This window comes from Gemmobacter sp. LW-1 (genome assembly GCF_001303875.1).
GTDB lineage: Bacteria > Pseudomonadota > Alphaproteobacteria > Rhodobacterales > Rhodobacteraceae > Gemmobacter > Gemmobacter caeni.
Genome location: NZ_LJSC01000046.1, coordinates 1 through 15,336, shown reverse-complemented (window position 1 = coordinate 15,336; position 15,336 = coordinate 1). Strand labels below are relative to the sequence as shown.

Sequence of the window (15,336 nt, the reverse complement as noted above, 5' to 3'; positions counted from 1 at the left end):
CCGGAATCCCCGCCCTATGTCAGCATCGGCGGAATTTACCGGATGATCAGCATTCGGCGGGAGGGTGGGATGGCTGTATTCACGGGCGTGCGCGGACTGTCCTGGACAGCCGTTCTGCTGGACGAGGAACAGGAAATCGTCGGAACCAATTTCGATGTAGCGACAGTTCCGGATGACGAAACAGATGTGCGCCTGGGCGGCGCGGGCGCAGGCAGCCTTGCGCAGATTGTCGAGACCACACTGGCGGGCGAGTCGCTGAACATCCGCAATCTCGACATCCTCACGGGCGCCGCGCTGGAAGGCTACAGTTCGAACCTGACCATCCACGGCGATGTCAGCAATGCCGGAAGCTGGTCCCTGCTGACTGACTACATGACGGTGCTGGGCGGCAGCATCGACAATGCGGGCACCATCCGCATTCTTTCAGATGACGCGCAGAACAACAATTCCTCGGCCCTGAGGCTGGGCGATGGCACCACCACGCTGACCGGCGCAGGGCGGCTGGTGCTGGGGTCGCGGCTGGAAGGCGGCACCTCGAACAGCCTGTCCACGCAACTGACCGGGATGGATGGGGATGACGGTCTCGCGGTGCTGGAGAATTTCAGCACCATCGAAGGCGCGGGCACCATCGGCTACAACAAGAACCTTGGCGATCCGGGCGGCAATCTGGTTCTGCATAATGCCACCGGCGGCCTGGTCGATGCCAATGTCGCAGGGGTGCGGCTGCATCTTTACAGCGCCGATGTGACCGGGGCGAACCCGACGACGAATGCCGGTATCATGCGGGCCAGCGGGGGCGGCACACTGTATCTGCAAGTGCCGCTGCTGGAACAGACCACCGGGGCAGAACTGCGGGCCGATGGCGCAGGCTCTGTGCTGCGACTGCATGACGGACGCATCGCTGGGGGTCATCTGGCAACGACCGGCGGCGGGCAGATCGAGACCGCGAATTTCCACACCACGCTGGACGGCGGCTCGGTCGCGGGCGCGCTGACCATCGACGCGGGCGGGCAGGTTCGCGCCACGCAGATGCTGGAACTCGCGGGCGAGATCGTGAACCGCGGCACGATCCAGGTGGACGGCTACTCAGGCCAGCTGGCAGCGACAGACCTGACGCTGCGCGGCGGGGGCGCGGTGGAACTGGCCTTCGACGTGGCGTCCGGCACCCAGTATCGCAATGCGCTGGTTCAGGGGGCAGACAGCGCGAAAACGGGCCTTTTGGTGAACGAGGATAATCTGATCCACGGCGCGGGTCAGATCGGCCGGCAGCAGGCCGCCATCGGCATGGGTCAGTCTGTGGCAATCCGCCTGTCGCTGGAAAACGGCACCAATGGCATCATCGCGGCGGATGTGGCAGGCGCACCGCTGACCCTGCAAGGGCTGGAGACTTTCAGCAATGCCGGGCTGCTGCGAGCCGAGACCGGGGCGACCCTGCGCATCGCCGCCGGATCAGGCGATGTGGCGACGGATTATGCCGATGAAGCGCAGGTGCTGGACAACAGGGGGGGCCGCATTCTCGCCACCGGCACCGCAGCGCGGGCAGAGATTCAGGGCAACGGCCAGACCATGACGGTCGAGGGCGGCACGCTGGAGGGGCGCGCGGGCGGCGAAATCCTTCTGATGAACGCCAATGCAGTGCTGGATGGCAGCACGGCGCGCGGGGCCGTGACCCTGCTGGGCGATATCCGCGTGCAGGGCGGCGGCACACTCACCGGCCAGATCGACAACAAGGGCGATCTGCATTTCGACACCGCCCGCACCCAGCGCCTGCTGATCGAGGACACGGCGCGGCTGGCAGGCAAGGGCGAGGTACGGCTGGCCGAAACCGGCACACCCGGCGGCGAGATCCGGGGGGCGACGCAGGGCGGTGAGGGCACGCTGGAGAATATCAACAACTGGCTGCACGGCGCGGGCACCATCGGCAGCCTCTGGGCCGGATCGGGTGCGACCGGCTATTTCCGCTATGGCCTGTCGCTGACCAATGCGGACGCAGGCCGGATCAGCGCCGATCTGAAAGGTCAGACGCTGCGGCTGGAAGGGCTGACCGCCTTCCGCAATGACGGGCTGGCAGAGGCGCTGAAAGGTGGCCTTTTGCAGCTTGCGGTGGGGGTGAATGACGCCGGGCGCGACATGGCCGCCGTGATCGCCAATCAGGGCGGCACGCTGCGTGCGGCGGGTGCGCGGGTCGAACTCACGGGCGGCACCGCCAGCCTGACGGTGCAGGGCGGCACACTGGCAACGGTTAATGGCGGCGAAATCCTTGGTTACAGCGGCGCGGGGCTGGACGGCAGCACCGGGGCGCTGAAGCTACAGGGCCTGTTCCGCGTCATGGGCACCACCACCCTGCGCGGTGAAATCGGCAGCACCGGCCAGATCCGCTTTGACGAGGCGGGCGGCACCCGTCTGGCCATCCACGCGAAGGGCGCCGCGCTGACCGGCAAGGGTCTCATTGTGATGGACGGTCTGACCGGACAGGACAGCCTGACCGGCAGCAGCGGCAGCGTGGCCCTGCTGACCAACGGCAATACCATCACTGGGGGCGGCTTCATCGGGTCGCTGGAAGGCGCCGCCGAGTTGAAACTGGCCAATACCGCAGGCGGCACGATCCGCGCCACCACCGGCCAGACCCTGACGCTCGACACAGGCCGCACGTTGCGCAACGAGGGTGCGATCGACGCGCGCGGCGGCACGCTCGACCTGCACGACGATCTGACCGGCGCGGGCCGACTTGGCGTTTCGGCAGGCGGCACGCTGCTGCTGAACGGCACTGCAAACGACCGCGTCACCATCACCGGGAACGGTAGCGAAACCGTGCGCGCCCGCGATGGCTGGGCCACCGGCATCAGCTTTCGCATCGACGGTTTCGGCACGGGCGACCGGCTTGAACTGGGCTCTGCTCATACCTTCGGCCCAGATGGCCGGATCGAGGATTTCACCTTTTCGGCCAAAGGCCTGTTCCGCTATGATACCGGCGCGGGGCTGCGCAGTTTCACCCTTTCGGGCCTGTCGAAGACAGAACTGGCGGTCGAGGTCAGTGGCGGCATGGCGACGCTGGTCGGCATGAAGGTCACGCGCGGCGACAGCAGTGCCAATGTGATGGCGGGCAGCAAGGGCGATGACCGGCTGATGGGTCTGGGCGGCTCGGATACCTTCCGCTCCTCCGCCAGGAATGACATTTTCGACGGCGGCGCCGGGGCTGATCTGGTGACCTATGGCAGGGTAAAGGCGGGGGTGACAGTCACCCTCGGCACGGGCACTGCGGACGGGCAGGCCAGCGGCAAGGGCATCGGCACCGACATCCTGCGCGGGATCGAGCATGTCACAGGGGGCAGCGGCACCGACCGGATTACCGGCAATGCTGCCGCCAACCGGCTGGAGGGCGGCGGCCGTGGCGACCATCTGTCCGGACTTGGCGGGGCGGATACGCTCACGGGCGGGGCGGGGAATGACCGGCTGACAGGTGGCACCGGCAAGGATGTGCTGACCGGCGCCTCCGGGGCGGATGTCTTTGTCTTCGATACGGCGCTGAAACCCGGAAATGTCGACCGCATCACCGATTTCGACACCGGGGCCGACAGTATCGCGCTCGCGGGCAGCGCGTTCCGGTCTCTCCACGGTCAACTGCAAGAAAACGCCTTCAAGATCATCGGCGTGCCCGGCGCGAAGGTCGATGCCGACGACCGGCTGATCTATGACAGCGGCACGGGTGGATTGTTCTTCGATACCAACGGCAGCGGCGCGGGCGGACGCAAACTGATCGCGATGATCGGCGCAGGGCTGGACCTGACCGCCGGGCATTTCGACCTTCTGGGCTGATGCAAAAAGGGCGCCGGTTCTGCACCGGCGCCCCTTCTTGCTCTGCCCTGACGATCAGCCGGCGTCGCGGTAATCCACCGTTTTCACATCATCGCCGGGGTTGGATTTCTTCCGGCGCTCGATCAGGCGGTTGATCGCGTTGACATAGGCCTTGACGCTGGCCACCACCGTATCGGTGTCGGCGGACTGACCGGTGGCGATCCGGCCTTCCTCTTCGATCCGCACGCTGACCGTGGCCTGCGCATCGGTGCCTTCGGTCACCGCATGCACCTGGTACAGCTGCAACCGCGCCTTGTGAGGGTAGAGCATCTTGACCGCGTTGAACGCCGCATCGACCGGCCCGTCGCCGGTGGCGTCAATGCTGTGCTCCGCCCCGTCAATCACCAGCGTCAGCTCCGCCTCCTGCGGGCCGTCGGTGCCGCAGACAACGCGCAGACGTTTCACCTGAATTGTGTCATGCGCCTCATGCGTATCGGCGTCTTTCACCAACGCCAGCAGGTCGTCGTCATAGACCTCTTTCTTGCGGTCGGCCAAAGCCTTGAAGCGCACGAACAGGTCATTCAGCTGGTTGTCACCCAGATCGACGCCCAGTTCCTTCATCTTGGCGCGCAGCGCCGCGCGGCCCGAATGCTTGCCCATTGCGATGTTCTTCGCGGTCAGGCCGATGCTTTCGGGGCGCATGATCTCGAAGGTCTCGACATTCTTCAGCACGCCATCCTGATGGATGCCGCTTTCGTGCAGGAAGGCGTTCTTGCCGACGATCGCCTTGTTGAACTGCACCGGGAAACCCGAAACGGTCGAGACACGGCGCGAGATATGCATGATCTTGGTCGTATCGATGCCGGTGGCATAGGGCATGATGTCATTCCTGACCTTCAGCGCCATCACCACTTCTTCCAGCGCGGCATTGCCGGCGCGTTCACCCAGACCGTTGATCGTGCATTCAATCTGCCGCGCACCCGCTTCCACAGCGGCCAGACTATTCGCCGTCGCCATGCCCAGATCATTGTGGCAGTGGGTCGAAAAGATCACCTCGTCGGCGCCCGGCACACGCTCCAGCAGCATGCGGATCAGGTCGGCACTTTCGCGCGGCGCGGTATAGCCCACGGTGTCGGGAATGTTGATCGTGGTGGCGCCAGCCTTGATCGCGATCTCCACCACCCGGCACAGGTAATCATGTTCCGTCCGCGTCGCATCCATCGCCGACCATTGCACATTGTCGCACAGGTTACGGGCATGGGTGACGGTTTCATGGATGCGCTCGGCCATTTCATCCATGGTCAGGTTCGGGATGGCGCGGTGCAGCGGCGAGGTGCCGATGAAGGTATGGATACGCGGCGAGGCGGCGTGTTTCACCGCCTCCCAGCAGCGGTCAATGTCCTTGAAATTCGCCCGGCTCAGCCCGCAGATCGTGCTGTTTTTCGCGCGTTTCGCGATTTCCGTCACCGCGTTGAAATCGCCTTCCGAGGCGATGGGAAAACCCGCCTCGATCACATCGACGCCCATCTCGTCCAGGAGGCCGGCAATTTCCAGCTTTTCCTCATGGGTCATGGTGGCGCCAGGCGACTGCTCGCCATCGCGCAGGGTGGTATCAAAAATCACGACGCGGGGTTGTGCGCTGCTGTCGGTCATGTGCTTGTCCTTGAAAATTCTGGTGCTTCGATCCCTGGGTGCTGGTCACCTCCGAGCGGTCGCACCCGAAGGCACGCTCAGAGGCAGCTAAGGAGAAGCAGGCCACGGGCGGCCGGGGCGCACAGCGGCGCGCAGGAAATGATATGGAAGCCCGTGTTCATGGGGCGGGACTATAACGGCCGGGACGGGAAAGAAAAGAGGAAATGCGCTAGTCCCGGTCCTTCTGCATGATCCCGGTAATCGCCGCCACCCCCAGCGCCGAGACCAGCCAGCCCATGCCTTGCAGGAGCCATTTCGCCCCCCATGCCATCGTGCCAAGGAAGTTGGCGGTGGTCGCCGCCCATGCACTTTCCTGCCCCAGATCGAACAGCGGCACGAAAACATCGGCCGCATAGGCGAAGGCGTTGAAGGTCTCATAATGCTGCCCCGCCCCCAGATGCTCCCAGGCATGGGCGGGGGCGGCGGGGTTCTCGGCCATGGCCTGCGCCCATTGCGCCGAGGTCATCACCACATCCGAATTGGGCACCATGCCCCCGGCCCGCCAGACGATGAAATAGCCCAGCGTCGCCACGGTCAGCACCTTGAGCGAGACGATCAGCGCCCGCTCCGGCAGGTAGCCATGCCCGACGATGCGCCGTGCCAGCCAATGCTTCACCTGCGAAAACCGCATGCGGCACCAATGCACGCCAATATCCGCCCGCACCTCCTGCGCGGCCGCACCTTCGCCCCGGCTGTCGCGCCAGAGTTCGCTCGGCCTTTTGCGATCCTCCCGCAACTGCTCCTGCCCCAGAATTTCCTCCCGCTCATAAAGCACCCGCCGCGCCGCCCGGTTATGGCCCATTGCAGCGAGGGTCTTGGCAAGCTGGGTGTAGGGCTGGGGGGAGAAGGTGCCGTCGAACCACGCGCCTTGCTTCAGCCAGCGCAGGCGGCCAGGAATATCCAATGAGCCGAACAGCCGATCATAGGTGAACCCATCCAAGTTCAGGTATCCGTTTATCTTATTCCAGCTTGCGAAATCATCGACCAGATCCCCAACCTGCGCCGCGGTTAGAATGAGATCGCCCATTATTACTTCAACTTCGCGAAAGAGAAGGCCCCCAGTCACGCTCATACTCTGTGCGTTCAGCGCCTGAGCGCCTTTACCGTCCAGCTTGGCACCCTCGCAAGCCAACTGCCCGCCGATCTGCGATCCATTGAGGCCGATGCAGCCCGTCGCCGTGACCTCGCGCAGAAAAAGGCTCTCACCCAGCGTCATCCCCTGCCCGTTCAGCGCCTTGCCCCCCTTGCCGTCCAGCTTGGCCTTCTCGCAAGATAGCTGCCCGCCGATCTGCGATCCATTGACGTCAATGCAGCCCGTCGCCGTGACCCTGCTCAGAAACAGATCCTGACCGACCGTCATCCCCTGCCCGTCCAGCGCCTCGCCCCCGTTGCCATCCAGCTTGGCCCCGACACATGACAACTGCCCGCCGATCCGCGCCCCAACCAGAAATAGGGGACCAGTCATTTCAGCCCCATTCAGAAACAGTGCGCCCGACAGCTCAAGATGCGGGGCCCGCAGGCCCGGCAGTTTGCTTCCGTTAAAACTCAACTGATCTAGCCGGGCATGTTCCAGAAAGGGCTCCTTCTCGAAATGGCAGGCGTTCAGGCTCAATCCTCCCCGCCCCTTTGCAAAGCGCAGGTCCAGCATCCCCGTAATCCACCCACCTTGCAGCCGAACCCCGCTCTCATGCAGCCCGCAATCCTTGGTGCCGCCGAGGATCAGCAGGCGGATCAGCTCGGCGCGGATGGTATTGGCTTCGGTCGGCTCAGTCGGACGTTCATTGGAGAGGATGCAAGGCTCCCCCTCCTGACAGGCTGCGATCAGCCGCCGTTCCGCTTCGGTCGGCTTAAAACCTTTCTCGGGGTCCAGAAACGCGGCGACAGAGGGGATACGGGGCATGGTGGATCTCACTTGCACCCCATAGTTGTGGCGCGGCGCGGGTCAGCCTGCAAGCGGTGTCAGTCGCGCGCCGGGTCGGTATAGCGATGCACCTCGCCCAGCCGGTCCGTCACCCGCCATTCGCCCGGCGCGACCTCCTCCGCCATGCCCGGCGTCAGGGCGATCTTGCCCGCGCCGCCCGGAATATCCAGCACATAGGCCGGCAGCGCGAGGCCCGAGAGGCGGCGTTTCAGCTCGGCCATCAGCGCGCGGCCTTCGGCGATGGTGGTGCGGAAATGGCTGGTGCCCTCGGCAAGATCGCAGTGGTGCAGGTAGTAGGGCTTTACCCGGTTGCGGATCAGGGTGCGGAACAGCGCTTCCAGGGTGTCGGCGTCATCATTCACGCCGCGCAGCAGCACCGATTGCGAGAACATCGCAACCCCGGCGCGGTTCAGCCGCCGCAGCACGGCCCGCGCGGGCTCACCCAACTCATCGGGGTGGTTGGTATGGATCACCAGATGCACGGGCTTCTCGCGGTCCAGCACGGCCAGCATGGCCGCATCCATCCGCTCCGGCGCGACCACCGGCACCCGGCTGTGAATGCGCAGGGTTTCCACATGCGGCACCGCCTCCAGCCGGTCGAGCACGGCCCCCAGCCGCCGCGCTGACAGGGACAGCGGATCGCCGCCGGTCAGGATGACCTCGCGGATTGCGGGCGTGGCGGCGATATAGGCCAGCGCCGCGTTCAGACCGGCCTCGGGCAATGCGCCCGCCGCGCCCACCGTCTCGCGCCGGAAACAGAAGCGGCAATAGACCTCGCAGGTCTGGGTGACGGCAAGGATTACCCGGTCGGGGTAGCGATGCGTCAGGCCCGGCGCTGGGCTGAAGGCACGGTCACCGATGGGGTCGGCGCGCTCCTCCGGGCGGATCAGCAGTTCCGCCACATCCGGCACGAATTGGCGCGCGACACCCGCCGACCCGGCCTGCGCGCGCATTGCGGGGCTGAGCCGGATGCGAAACCGCGCCGCCACGGCATCCAGCGCCGCCGAAGGCGCCGCCAGCCCTGCTGCCGTCAGGTCGCTCACAGTGGTCAGAGCCTTCATCGCCATTGCCCTTTGGAAAGCCCGGCGAAATGCGCGCGGCTTAGAGGTTTGTCAACCTCTGCCATGCAGGACTGGGGCGGTAAGCACGAAAGGGTGACGGCGATGAAGGGAATTGTTTTTGTCGAACTGCTGAAGATGGCTGAAAACCTGCTGGGCGAGGCTGCGGTGGATCAGGTGCTGGACGACACGCCGCTGTCCACCGGGGGGGCATTTTCCGCCGTGGGGGATTACCCCTGCGCCGATCTGGTCGCGCTGGTGGGCGCCTTCTCGCGCGTGACCGGCCTGCCGGGCGAGGAACTGCAACGCCGCTTCGGCCACTGGATGATGAACACCTTCAAAACCTATTATCCCGCCTTCTTCGAGGACAAACCCGATGTGTTGGCCATGCTGGAGGCGATCGAGGGCGAGGTGCATGTGGAGGTGCGCAAGATCTATCCCGGCGCCGAATTGCCGACATTCGCCACAGAAAGGCTCGGCCCAGGCGCGCTGCGGATGGATTACAGCTCCACCCGCCCGCTGGTGCCGTTCTGTGCCGGGCTGATCGAGGGCTGTGTCGATCATTTTGGCAGACCCGCCACCATCACCACGCGCGACCTTTCCACCCCCGGTCAGGCGCGGGCCGAATTCACCATCCGCCACGACATGCCATGACCGTGCTTCCACCGCCCGATCAAGTATCACGCCGCCGCTATGACCGGGAACGACGCGCGCGTGAGGAGGCCGAGGCGCTGCTGGAACAGAAAAGCCGCGAGCTTTACGAGGCGAATTGTGCGCTGGAAGGCCAGGCCCGCAATCTGGAAACCGAAGTGCGGTTGCGCACCGCCGATCTGGAACGCGCCCGCCAGCAGGCCGAGGCCGCGAACGCGGCGAAAAGCCTGTTTCTGGCCAACATGAGCCATGAGATCCGCACACCGCTGAACGGGGTTCTGGGCATGGCCGAACTGCTGGAGCCTCTCATCGACCCGCCCGAACAGCGCGCCATGGTGGCCACGATCCGCGAATCCGGTGAAACGCTGCTGCGGGTGCTGAACGACATTCTGGACCTGTCGAAGATCGACGCGGGCCATATGGAACTGGAAACCTCGGCCTTTCGTCCGGCGGATGTGGTGGCGCGGGTCGAGGCACTCTATTCCCTGCGGGCGCAGGAAAAGGGGCTGTCCTTCGCCATCCTCGCCAGCGCCGATGCCACGCGGCTGCGACTGGGCGATCCGCATCGTATGGCGCAGATCCTGCACAACCTGCTGGGGAATGCGATCAAGTTTACCGAAACCGGCGAGATCCGGGTGCTGATGACCTGCCCGCCGGGGCGACCCGTCACGCTGGATGTCACTGATACCGGCATCGGTATGACCGCAGACCAGCTTGCCCGCATGTTCGAGGATTTCCAGCAGGCCGATCCGACCATCACCCGCCGCTTCGGGGGCACCGGGCTGGGTATGGCCATCGTCAAAAAACTGGTCGGGATGATGGGGGGCGAGGTGAGCGCGCAGTCGCAACCCGGCTTCGGCACCCGAATCCGCGTGACGCTCCCCCTGCCAGAGGCAGAGGATATGCCGATGGTGCCGCCGGAGCCTGCACCACCAGATCTGCCGCTTGACCTGCTGCCCGGTTTGAAGGTGCTTGCCGCGGATGATAATGCCACCAACCGCAAGATCCTTGCGGCAATGCTGGCCCCCTGCGGGATATCGGTTGAGCTGGTCTGTGACGGCCGTCAGGCTATCGCCCGCGCATCGGAAAAGCGGTTCGATCTGATTCTGCTGGATATTTCGATGCCGGTCGTAGATGGCGTGACCGCCTTGCGAGCGATCCGCGAGGCGGAGCGCGCCTCGGGCTGGCCCGCCGTGCCTGCGCTGGCGATCACCGCCAATGCCATGCGCCATCAGGTCGAGGCTTATGCAGCGCAAGGCTTTGCCGGCCATGTGGCAAAACCCTTTTCACGGCAAAGGCTTCTGGCTGCTCTTTGTCAGATTGCGGCGAGAGATGGCTGACGCTGCACTCACCCACGCCAGTCCGAAAGCGCGCGGCTCAGTTGCCCGCTGGCGCGGCAGCGTCACCCGGCGCAGGCTCAGTCGAGGCGTCGGCCGGGGCGGGCTCCGGTGCTGCCACCAAAATCCCGTTCAGCCACTGGCCCGAGCTTTCACGGCCATTGGCATAGCGCAACATTCCTTGCCCCTCGCGCCGCCCTTTGACGAAAGCGCCTTCATAGACGTCGCCATTGGCATAACGCGCGATGCCCTGCCCGGTCATCTCGCCCGCCACCCAGTCGCCCTCATAGCTGAAACCATCGGCCATGGTCATCTTGCCTTTGCCCTGCCGGGCACCATCGACAAAACCGCCAGTATAGGTCGCGCCATCCGCATAGGTCGCAATGCCCTCGCCGGTGCGCTTGCCCGCCACCCAGTCACCTTCGTAGCGATAGCCGTCAGGCCGGGTCAGCACACCCTCGCCCTGCGCCTGCCCATCAGCATAGGCGCCTTCATAGACTGCGCCATCGGCATAGGTCGCCCGGCCCTGCCCCGCAATCTCGCCCGCGACCCAGTCGCCCTCATAGCCCGAACCATCCGCATAGGTGATGCGACCGCGTCCTTCGGGCTTGTCGGCCTTGAACGCACCCTCATAGACCGATCCATCGGCATAGGTCATGCGCCCCGCACCTTCCATCCGGCCCGCGACCCAGTCACCATCATAGCTGTAGCCATCAGCGGTGCGAAACACGCCCTTGCCATCACGCTGATCGCCCCTGAAACCACCTTCGTAGACCGAGCCGTCCTTGTAGGTCATCTTGCCACGACCCTGACGCTCGCCCTCCACGAAGGCGCCTTCGTAGACCGAGCCATTGGGCTGGGTCAGCTTGCCCAGACCATTGATCTGTCCCTTGGCCCAATCGCCCTCATAAGTCAGGCCGTCGGGCATGGTCAGCTTGCCCTTGCCGTCGCGGTTGCCCGCCTTCATACCCCCGTCATAGACGGTGCCGTCCGGGTAGGTCAGCTTGCCCTGCCCATCCTTCATGCCCCTGAGCCAGCCGCCTTCGTAAACCGCCCCTTCGGCCGAGGTCAGCTTGCCCTGCCCCTCATGCACCGCATCAACGAAATCGCCCTCGTAGACCGAGCCATCGGCATAGCGTGCGACACCCTTGCCGGTGATCTTGCCGTCCGACCAGTCGCCTTCATAGGTGCTGTTGTCGGCATAGGTGATCTTGCCCTTGCCAAAGGGCTTGCCCCCGAGAAAATCCCCCTCGTAGACCGAGCCATTGGGATAGCGGGCAGTGCCGCGGCCACGGATCTCACCTTCGACCCATTCGCCGCTGTATTCGAATCCATTGGTCAGCCGGTAGGTGCCCTGCCCGTGCTGCCGCCCGTTGAGGAACTGCCCCTCGTAGACCGAACCGTCATCATATTGCTTGACCAGCACATCGGAGGTGTTCTGCGCCGCGACCGGCAAGGCCAGTGCCATCGCCAGCCCCGCTGCGCCCATGCCCATCCCGAACCGCTTCCGCATCCTCGCCCCCCGGATCCCTGTGCCGCTTCCTCCTTTTCCTTGGCCGTCAGTCTGCTAGAAAGCAAGACAAATCCTCGGGACGCTGCTCCCGCTGCCAGACGGAGAGCCGCCCATGGCCGCAGACCGCTTTCGCCTGACACTTGCCCAACTGAACCCGGTTGTGGGCGATATCGCGGGCAATGCCGCCAAGGCCCGCAGCGCTTGGGCCGAGGCGAAGGCCGCAGGCGCCGACATGCTGGCGCTGACCGAAATGTTCATCACCGGCTATCAGACTCAGGATCTGATCCTGAAGCGGGTTTTTGCCGATGCGGCAGAGGCGGCGATCCTGGCGCTGGCCGCCGATTGTGCCGAAGGCCCGGCCATCGGCATCGGTGGCCCGGCGCGGGTAGGCGACAGGCTTCACAATGCCTGGTGGGTTTTGCAGGGCGGCAAGGTGGTGGCGAAGGTGTTGAAGCACCATCTGCCGAACAGCGATGTCTTCGACGAAAAACGCATCTTTTCACCCGCCGATGTCTCCGGTCCCTACCGCATCGGGCCGATCCGCATCGGCACGCCGATCTGCGAGGATGCCTGGCACCCCGATGTGGCCGAAACGCTGGCCGAGACCGGGGCAGAGATCCTGCTGGTGCCCAATGGCTCGCCCTATCACCGGGGCAAGCCGAACCTGCGGCTGAACCTGATGGTGGCGCGCGTGGTCGAGACCGGGCTGCCGCTGGTCTACCTCAATATGGTGGGTGGCCAGGACGATCAGGTTTTCGACGGGTCGAGCATGGTGCTGAATCCCGGCGGTGCGCTCGCGGTGCAGATGCCGCAATTCGACACCTGCCTGACCCATGTGGATTTCACGCGCGGGCCGGAAGGCTGGCGGGCGGAGCCCGGCATGATCGCCGAAATCCCCCGGATCTGGGAGGCGGATTATCGCGCCTGCGTCATGGGTTTGCAGGATTACATGGCGAAAACCGGCTTCCGCAGGGTCGTGCTGGGCCTGTCGGGGGGCATTGACAGCGCCATCGTTGCCACCATCGCCGCCGATGCGCTGGGGCCCGAGAATGTGCGCTGCGTCATGCTGCCCTCGGACTATACGTCGGAGCATTCGCTGGAAGATGCGGGTGAGGTCGCGCGCAATCTGGGCTGTCGGCTGGATACCGTGCCGATCGGCGGGGCGCAGGCGGCGGTCGGCGAGGCGCTGGCCGACCTGTTTGCAGACACCGAACCGGGCATCACCGAGGAAAACGTGCAAAGCCGGCTGCGCGGGCTGATGCTGATGGCGCTGTCGAACAAGTTTGGCGAGATGCTGCTGACCACCGGCAACAAATCCGAAGTGGCGGTGGGCTACTGCACCATCTATGGCGACATGAACGGCGGCTACAATCCGATCAAGGATATGTACAAGACCCGCGTGTTCGAAACCTGCCGCTGGCGCAATGACAACCATCGGCCCTGGATGAAGGGTCCGGCGGGCGCGGTGATCCCCGAACGGGTCATCACCAAACCACCCAGCGCCGAATTGCGCCCTGACCAGAAGGATCAGGACAGCCTGCCCCCTTATGAGGTGCTGGATGCGATCCTGGAGGGGCTGGTCGATCAGGAACTTTCGGTGGCCGAGATTGTGGCACAGGGTTATGACCACGCCACGGTGAAACGGGTTGAGCATCTGCTGTATATCAGCGAATACAAGCGCTTCCAGTCGGCGCCCGGCGTGCGACTGACCCCCCGCGCCTTCTGGCTGGACCGCCGCTACCCCATCGCCAACCGCTTCCGCGATCCGGGCTGAACCGGGTTCCGTGCATCAGCGAACATCCGCCCTGCCGCCGCACCGAATGGGCGCAGGGCCGCCTGCGCACTATGTTAGCTGCATAACTGCACCCGACAGGAGGACAGGATGACCGCCGTCAAGCTCGCAATCGTATTTTACTCGACCTATTCGACCAACCTTCAGATGGCCCGCATCGCCGCCGAAGCAGCTGAGGCTGCGGGCGCCGAGGTCCGTCTGCGCCGTGTCGCGGAAACCGCACCGGCCGAAGTGGTGAACGGGCAGGATGCGTGGAAAGCCACGCTGGACAAGATGCAGGACATCCCGGTTGCGACGCCCGACGACATGGAATGGGCCAATGCCTATCTGTTTTCGGCCCCCACCCGCTTTGGCCAGGCGCCGTCGCAGATGCGCGCCTTCATCGACACGCTGGGCGGTCTGTGGTTCAAGGGCGCGCTGGCAGGCAAGCCCGTCACCGCGATGACCTCGGCGCAGAACCCGCATGGCGGGCAGGAGGCGACGATCCTCGGACTTTACACCACCTTCGCGCATTGGGGGTCGATCATCGTGCCGCCGGGCTTTACCGATCAGGCGATCTTCGCGGCGGGCGGCAACCCCTATGGCTACAGCCATACCCAGGGCAAAGAGTTCGATGACAATGCGAAAGCCGCCATCGGCCATCAGGCGCGTCGTCTGGTCGATGTGGCCGCAAAGCTGGGCTGAGCGCCACGAGCTTTCCTGAAAACTCTTGCAATTCCTTGATCAAGAAAATTGGGGGCGGCGCTGCCGCCCCTTTGCGTTACAGCATCTGCTGGTAACTTGCAGGAACGAAGCGAAAGCCCTCGCCCTGTGCCTCGACATAGCCCACAGCCGGAAACGGCATGTGATATCCGATAAAGGGCGTGCGGTCAGCGGCCAGCATTCCCAAAAGCTTGCGCCGGGTCGCCGCGCCCGCCGACTTGTCCATGTCGAACCGCACCTCCCAGTCGGGGCGCTGCATGGAAAAGACGTAGTGGTTCACCGTATCCGCCGTGATGACCAGCGATTTGCCGCCGCTTTCCAGCCGATAGGCCATATGCCCCGGTGAATGGCCGAAGGCCGCGATGGCGCTGATGCCGGGCGCGACGCTGCCGCCGTCATCGAGCATGGTCATCTTGTCGCTCAGCGGTTTGACCTTGGTGTCAAACCCCTCGTTACCCGCGCCGGACCAATGGTTGTGCTCCACCGCGCCGGTGACGTAGCGGGCATTGGTGAAGGTCGGCGCCTCGCCCGCAAGCCCGCCGATGTGATCGCCATGCATATGGGTCAGCACCACGACGTCCACCTGATCGGGCGTGACGCCCGCCGCCGTCAGCGCGGCCGTGATGGCTTCGGGCGCAAGGCCGGTGTCGAACAGCACCAGTTCCGCCCCGGTATTCACCAGCGTCGGGGTGAAGAAGTTCACCGACATGTCGGCGGGCAGGAAATTCGCTTGCGCGAGGGCGGCGAAATCTTCGGGGCTGGCGTTCAGGCCGAAGGTGCCGTTGGGATTTTCCATCGGACGGGTGCCGACCAGCAGCGTCGTCACCTCCATCTCGCCAAGGGGAAAACGATGAAAACCGGGCTGGGCGGCGCCC

General features: G+C 64.8%; 10 protein-coding genes. 5 read left to right on the top strand and 5 right to left on the bottom strand.

The annotated features are described in order from the left end of the window. The first annotated feature begins 69 nt into the window (after positions 1-69). A complete protein-coding gene (locus AO684_RS12940) occupies positions 70-3,816 on the top strand; it encodes a calcium-binding protein (protein WP_161806014.1) in 3,747 nt (1,248 codons plus the stop codon). 54 nt (positions 3,817-3,870) lie between these two features. Here the strand turns inward: AO684_RS12940 and AO684_RS12935 are convergent, their stop codons facing one another. The 3 genes from AO684_RS12935 to AO684_RS12925 form a co-directional block, all read right to left on the bottom strand. Next, positions 3,871-5,448 (bottom strand): 2-isopropylmalate synthase, encoded by a 1,578-nt coding sequence (locus tag AO684_RS12935; RefSeq protein ID WP_054303168.1) that lies wholly within the window; start codon positions 5,446-5,448, stop codon positions 3,871-3,873. Positions 5,449-5,656: 208 nt separating this feature from the next. Next, the gene (locus AO684_RS12930) at positions 5,657-7,387 is read right to left on the bottom strand and encodes a hypothetical protein (RefSeq protein WP_054303167.1); all 1,731 of its coding nucleotides are present in this window, start codon (positions 7,385-7,387) and stop codon (positions 5,657-5,659) included. 59 nt (positions 7,388-7,446) lie between these two features. Then, complete coding sequence (locus AO684_RS12925; protein ID WP_054303166.1) at positions 7,447-8,475, bottom strand: lysine-2,3-aminomutase-like protein; 1,029 nt, start codon at positions 8,473-8,475, stop codon at positions 7,447-7,449. A gap of 96 nt (positions 8,476-8,571) precedes the next feature. Here AO684_RS12925 and AO684_RS12920 point away from each other — a divergent pair, with 96 nt between their 5' ends. Together AO684_RS12920 and AO684_RS12915 are read left to right on the top strand one after the other, a co-directional pair. After that, complete coding sequence (locus AO684_RS12920) at positions 8,572-9,120, top strand: heme NO-binding domain-containing protein (RefSeq protein WP_054303165.1); 549 nt, start codon at positions 8,572-8,574, stop codon at positions 9,118-9,120. After that, positions 9,117-10,457, top strand: coding sequence for an ATP-binding protein (locus tag AO684_RS12915; protein WP_054303164.1), 1,341 nt, complete (start codon positions 9,117-9,119; stop codon positions 10,455-10,457). The genes AO684_RS12920 and AO684_RS12915 overlap by 4 nt, the downstream gene beginning before the upstream one ends. 37 nt (positions 10,458-10,494) lie before the next feature. On the opposite strand, the gene AO684_RS12910 is transcribed toward AO684_RS12915, so the two are convergent. Next, positions 10,495-11,967: an MORN repeat-containing protein gene (locus AO684_RS12910; RefSeq protein WP_054303163.1), complete on the bottom strand. Its 1,473-nt coding sequence runs from the start codon at positions 11,965-11,967 to the stop codon at positions 10,495-10,497. Between the two features lie 112 nt (positions 11,968-12,079). Here AO684_RS12910 and AO684_RS12905 point away from each other — a divergent pair, with 112 nt between their 5' ends. Both AO684_RS12905 and wrbA read left to right on the top strand, forming a co-directional pair. After that, on the top strand, positions 12,080-13,741 hold the full coding sequence (locus AO684_RS12905) for an NAD+ synthase (protein ID WP_054303162.1): 1,662 nt from the start codon (positions 12,080-12,082) through the stop codon (positions 13,739-13,741). 108 nt (positions 13,742-13,849) lie between these two features. Then, complete coding sequence (gene wrbA, locus AO684_RS12900) at positions 13,850-14,443, top strand: NAD(P)H:quinone oxidoreductase type IV (RefSeq protein WP_054303161.1); 594 nt, start codon at positions 13,850-13,852, stop codon at positions 14,441-14,443. A 76-nt stretch (positions 14,444-14,519) separates the two neighbouring features. Here the strand turns inward: wrbA and AO684_RS12895 are convergent. Next, on the bottom strand, positions 14,520-15,336 hold an 817-nt coding region (locus AO684_RS12895), incomplete at its 5' end, for an MBL fold metallo-hydrolase (RefSeq protein WP_054303160.1).

Coding starts and splice junctions, on each gene's coding strand:
- AO684_RS12940 (WP_161806014.1), top strand. CDS start 70: ATGGCTGTATTCACGGGCGTGCGCGGACTGTCCTGGACAGCCGTTCTG.
- AO684_RS12935 (WP_054303168.1), bottom strand. CDS start 5,448: ATGACCGACAGCAGCGCACAACCCCGCGTCGTGATTTTTGATACCACC.
- AO684_RS12930 (WP_054303167.1), bottom strand. CDS start 7,387: ATGCCCCGTATCCCCTCTGTCGCCGCGTTTCTGGACCCCGAGAAAGGT.
- AO684_RS12925 (WP_054303166.1), bottom strand. CDS start 8,475: ATGGCGATGAAGGCTCTGACCACTGTGAGCGACCTGACGGCAGCAGGG.
- AO684_RS12920 (WP_054303165.1), top strand. CDS start 8,572: ATGAAGGGAATTGTTTTTGTCGAACTGCTGAAGATGGCTGAAAACCTG.
- AO684_RS12915 (WP_054303164.1), top strand. CDS start 9,117: ATGACCGTGCTTCCACCGCCCGATCAAGTATCACGCCGCCGCTATGAC.
- AO684_RS12910 (WP_054303163.1), bottom strand. CDS start 11,967: ATGCGGAAGCGGTTCGGGATGGGCATGGGCGCAGCGGGGCTGGCGATG.
- AO684_RS12905 (WP_054303162.1), top strand. CDS start 12,080: ATGGCCGCAGACCGCTTTCGCCTGACACTTGCCCAACTGAACCCGGTT.
- wrbA (WP_054303161.1), top strand. CDS start 13,850: ATGACCGCCGTCAAGCTCGCAATCGTATTTTACTCGACCTATTCGACC.